The organism is Streptomyces sp. NPDC059524 (genome assembly GCF_042749255.1).
Lineage (GTDB): Bacteria > Actinomycetota > Actinomycetes > Streptomycetales > Streptomycetaceae > Streptomyces > Streptomyces xanthii.
Genome location: NZ_JBHYTK010000298.1, coordinates 1 through 3,299, shown reverse-complemented (window position 1 = coordinate 3,299; position 3,299 = coordinate 1). Strand labels below are relative to the sequence as shown.

At 75.2% G+C, this 3,299-nt stretch carries 6 protein-coding genes; 1 reads left to right on the top strand and 5 read right to left on the bottom strand.

Annotated elements, in window-relative coordinates; all coding sequences use genetic code 11:
- Window positions 1-158: 158 nt before the first annotated feature.
- The 5 genes from amaP to ACFW9D_RS38230 are packed head-to-tail and all read right to left on the bottom strand — an operon-like array spanning window position 159 to window position 2,434.
- Window positions 159-746, bottom strand: a complete 588-nt coding sequence (gene amaP, locus ACFW9D_RS38250; protein WP_188339664.1) for an alkaline shock response membrane anchor protein AmaP — start codon at window positions 744-746, stop codon at window positions 159-161.
- Window positions 743-1,399, bottom strand: coding sequence for a DUF6286 domain-containing protein (locus ACFW9D_RS38245; protein ID WP_384630083.1), 657 nt, complete (start codon window positions 1,397-1,399; stop codon window positions 743-745). The genes amaP and ACFW9D_RS38245 overlap by 4 nt, the downstream gene beginning before the upstream one ends.
- Entirely contained in the window at window positions 1,396-1,740 is a 345-nt protein-coding gene (locus tag ACFW9D_RS38240; RefSeq protein ID WP_188339662.1) for an Asp23/Gls24 family envelope stress response protein, read from the bottom strand. Before ACFW9D_RS38240 ends, ACFW9D_RS38245 begins: the two co-directional genes overlap by 4 nt.
- Before the next feature lie 3 nt (window positions 1,741-1,743).
- A complete protein-coding gene (locus tag ACFW9D_RS38235; RefSeq protein ID WP_111667018.1) occupies window positions 1,744-1,929 on the bottom strand; it encodes a hypothetical protein in 186 nt (61 codons plus the stop codon).
- Between the two features lie 31 nt (window positions 1,930-1,960).
- On the bottom strand, window positions 1,961-2,434 hold the full coding sequence (locus ACFW9D_RS38230) for an Asp23/Gls24 family envelope stress response protein (protein ID WP_384630081.1): 474 nt from the start codon (window positions 2,432-2,434) through the stop codon (window positions 1,961-1,963).
- A gap of 110 nt (window positions 2,435-2,544) precedes the next feature.
- Here ACFW9D_RS38230 and ACFW9D_RS38225 point away from each other — a divergent pair.
- Window positions 2,545-3,299 (top strand): nucleopolyhedrovirus P10 family protein (locus tag ACFW9D_RS38225; RefSeq protein WP_384630079.1); only part of this gene is annotated, 755 nt, incomplete at its 3' end.

Genomic DNA, 3,299 nt, shown 5'->3' with positions numbered 1-3,299 from the left:
GTTCCCCGCGCCCCTGAAATGCTGACCCTTCGGGTCGCATTTCCCCGATCAAGGTGCGGGGCGCCTTCATCTGGGGAAGGCGCGGCGAAGCCGCTGCCTTCCAGGGGCGCGGGGAACTGCGCGACCAGCCCCCACCCACCCGCACCCCGCGACGAGAGCTAGCTGACCCGTTCGGCGCGGTGCTTGACCGCCCGGAGACGAACCTCCGCGGGCAACGAGTCCAGGCCCGCCGATTCCCGGGCCTGCCCCACGGCCTCCTCGGAGAGAACCCGCAACGCCTCCCCGGGCCCCGCGTGCGGCTCCAGCCTCAACCGCACCCGCGCCCGCGGAGCGTTCCGCCGCCCCGTCAGCATGACGCCCGCGTGATCGACCCCCTCCAGCGCCTCGGCGGCACCGCACAGCACCTGCTCCATCGCGCGACCGCGCAGCAGCGCCCCCTCCCCGTCCCCCGTGTCGACGAGCACCTCGGTCAGTCGCCGCCGCCGCAGCTGCGCCACCAGCCACCACAGCGCGAGCAGCACCACGACACCGAGCACGGCGATGACCGTGGGCCACCACCAGCCCTCGTCCCGCCACCGGTCCCGGTCCGCCACACTGAGCAGCACGTCGTCGGAGCCGCTGTGGATCCACCAGGAGGGCGGCTTCACCCCGAGCCCGACCGCGAGCACGGAGCCGCCGCCGAGCAGCAGGACAAGCCCGAGCAGGCCGAGCACGATCCGGTTGACGGTCCTGAGCACGCCGCTCACCCCTTCCTGCCGGGCCGCGCCACGTGCACGGAGAGTCCGGGCGCGGAGCCGAGGCCCAGTTCCCGGATGCCCTCGCCGAGCGCGGCGTCGAGATCGGCCCGTACGTCGTCGAGTGGACGGAAGTGGGACAGGGCCCGCACCTCCACCTTGGAACGCTTCATCCGGACCCGTACCGACTGCACGCCCGAGACCTCCATGGCCCGGTCGCGCAGCACCATCGCGGCGGCGTCGCGGTGCAGGCCGGCCCGCACGTCGGCGTGGACCCGGCGCATGGGCAGGACGGCGCGCAGCCCCGGGGTCGCGGCGAGCAGGAGGAGCCAGAGTCCGAGGGCCGCGGCGACGCCGGCGCCGATCAGCACGGCCGTGTCGTCGAGGGGCCGCTCGGCGAGTTCGCGGGCCAGCGAGCGGCGCCATTCCATCGCGGGGCGGCCCGCCCGTACGGCGGCGATGTCGTAGAGGAGGATGCCGGTCCCGCCGAGCAGGACCACGGCGCACAGGGCCGCGGGGACGCGGCGGGCCGACCAGAAGCGGCGGGTGCGGTCCTCGCCGTCGAGGGTGGGCTGCCCGGTGTAGGAGGCGGCGGACGCGGACTGGTCCAGGTGCTCGGCGCCCTCGCGCTCGGCGACGGGCGGCGCCTCGGTGGGTTCGCTCATCGGATCCTCCCCCGGTCCGTTCCGCGGGTGTGCGCCGAGTGCAGCCGCTCCACCTCGACGGCCACCTCGGGGACCTCCATCCCCGCCAACGTCCTTACCCGTTCCGCGACTTGGCGACGCACGGCGGCGCACTGGGCACCGATGTCCAGCGGATACTCGAGTTCGACACTGACGTGGACGCGGGCCGTGTCGTGGTGGACGGTCACCGTGGCGTGCGGGGGTGCCCCGTCCGCGGGGACGACGTCGAGCGCCTCACGCGCCGCGTACGCGGCGATCTTCGCGACGACCCGGTCGGCGATCCGGGTCGCGCCGCGCTCGGCGGGGGCGACCTGTGCCGCCATCGGTCACCGCCGCCGGTCGCCGCGGGCACGGAAGAACTCGCCGGGTTCCAGGTCCCCCTCGAGGAACCGGCCCGCGACGAAACCGATGGCGCCCAAAGCCGCCACCAGCAGAAACGCCCCGAACCCGCCGAAGTATCCGGCGAAGCCGAGAGCCATGCCGGCAATCATGCCGACCACGGCCAGATTCATCCTGTACTCCTCCACCCATCCGGTGCGGCTGTCACTGGAGTCGTGACTCCGGTTCCTCGTCCTCCTCGTCCGGCAGCTTCACGTCGCTGACGGCGATGTTCACCTCGACGACCTCGAGGCCGGTCATGCGCTCGACGGCGTTGATCACGTTCTCCCGCACGTCGCGCGCGGTGTCGGCGATGGAGACGCCGTACTCGACGACGATCTCCAGGTCGAGGGCCGTCTGGACCTCGCCGACCTCGGCCTTGACGCCGCGGGACACGGATTTCGTGCCGCCGCCCGGTACGCGGTCGCGCACGGCGCCGAACGTGCGGGACAGGCCGCTGCCCATCGCGTGCACGCCGTCGACGTCCCGTGCGGCCAGTCCGGCGATCTTCTCGACGACTCCGTCGGCGATGGTGGTCTTCCCCCGGCCACCGGGGTCACCACCACCCCTCTTGGTCATGCTGCTCTTCCCGGTCGATGCCGTGGGCGCGTCGCCCGGCCTCTGCGTGGTGTCACTCATCGGGGCTGTCCCCTCTGTGAGGTGCGGTCTCGCTGCGGGGTGCTGCTTTCCTCTGCCCACACTAAGTGCGGGTACCCAGGCTCGCGCCCGGGATGAGGCAGCCTGGGGACATGACCGCTGACCACTGGACACAGGCCGTACGACAGCACCTGGGACTGGGGCGGCTGCTGCCGCTCGGCGGGCCCGGCGACGGGGCGTGGATCGCGGAGCCGGCCGCCGGGGCGGTACTGCGCCGGTCGGTGGACGGCCTGCCCGGGCTGCGCCTCGGCGCCCTGCGCCTGTCCCTCGCCGACACCGGCACGGCGTACGAGGCGGGGGTGCCGGCCCCGCCGAGCGCACTGCCGCCGGGACCGCTGCGGATCGTCGCGGAGTGCGCGGCGGCGCCGGACGAGCCGCTGCCCGGGGCCGCCGGGCGGCTGCGGACGGCGCTGGCCCGGGCGGCGGACAGCGGCCTCGGACTGGTCGTGGCCGAGATCGACGTACGGGTGACGGAGCTGCTCGAACCGGGGGCGACCCCGGCTTCGGCGCGGCGGGAGCAGCCTCGGACACCGGAAGAGAAGCCGCCGCCCGGCGCGGACACGAGCGGGGGCGGGAACGGCGACGCGGGCCGGGTCGCCGACGCGGCACGCGCGGTGCCGGGCGTGGCGCGGCTGACCGGCGCCCTCGGCGGTCTCGGCCGCCCGGTCCACATCGAGGAGCGGGCGCAAGGGCGGCAGGGCGAGGCCGCCCTGCCCCGCCGTCATGTGCGGGTGGAACTCGCGGTGGCCCGGGGGGCCCGCGCGCTGGACGTGGCGCGGGGGGGGGGGGGGGCCGGGGCGGCCGCGGGCGGCCGGCCCCCCCGCCCGCGCGGGGGGGGCGGAGGAAG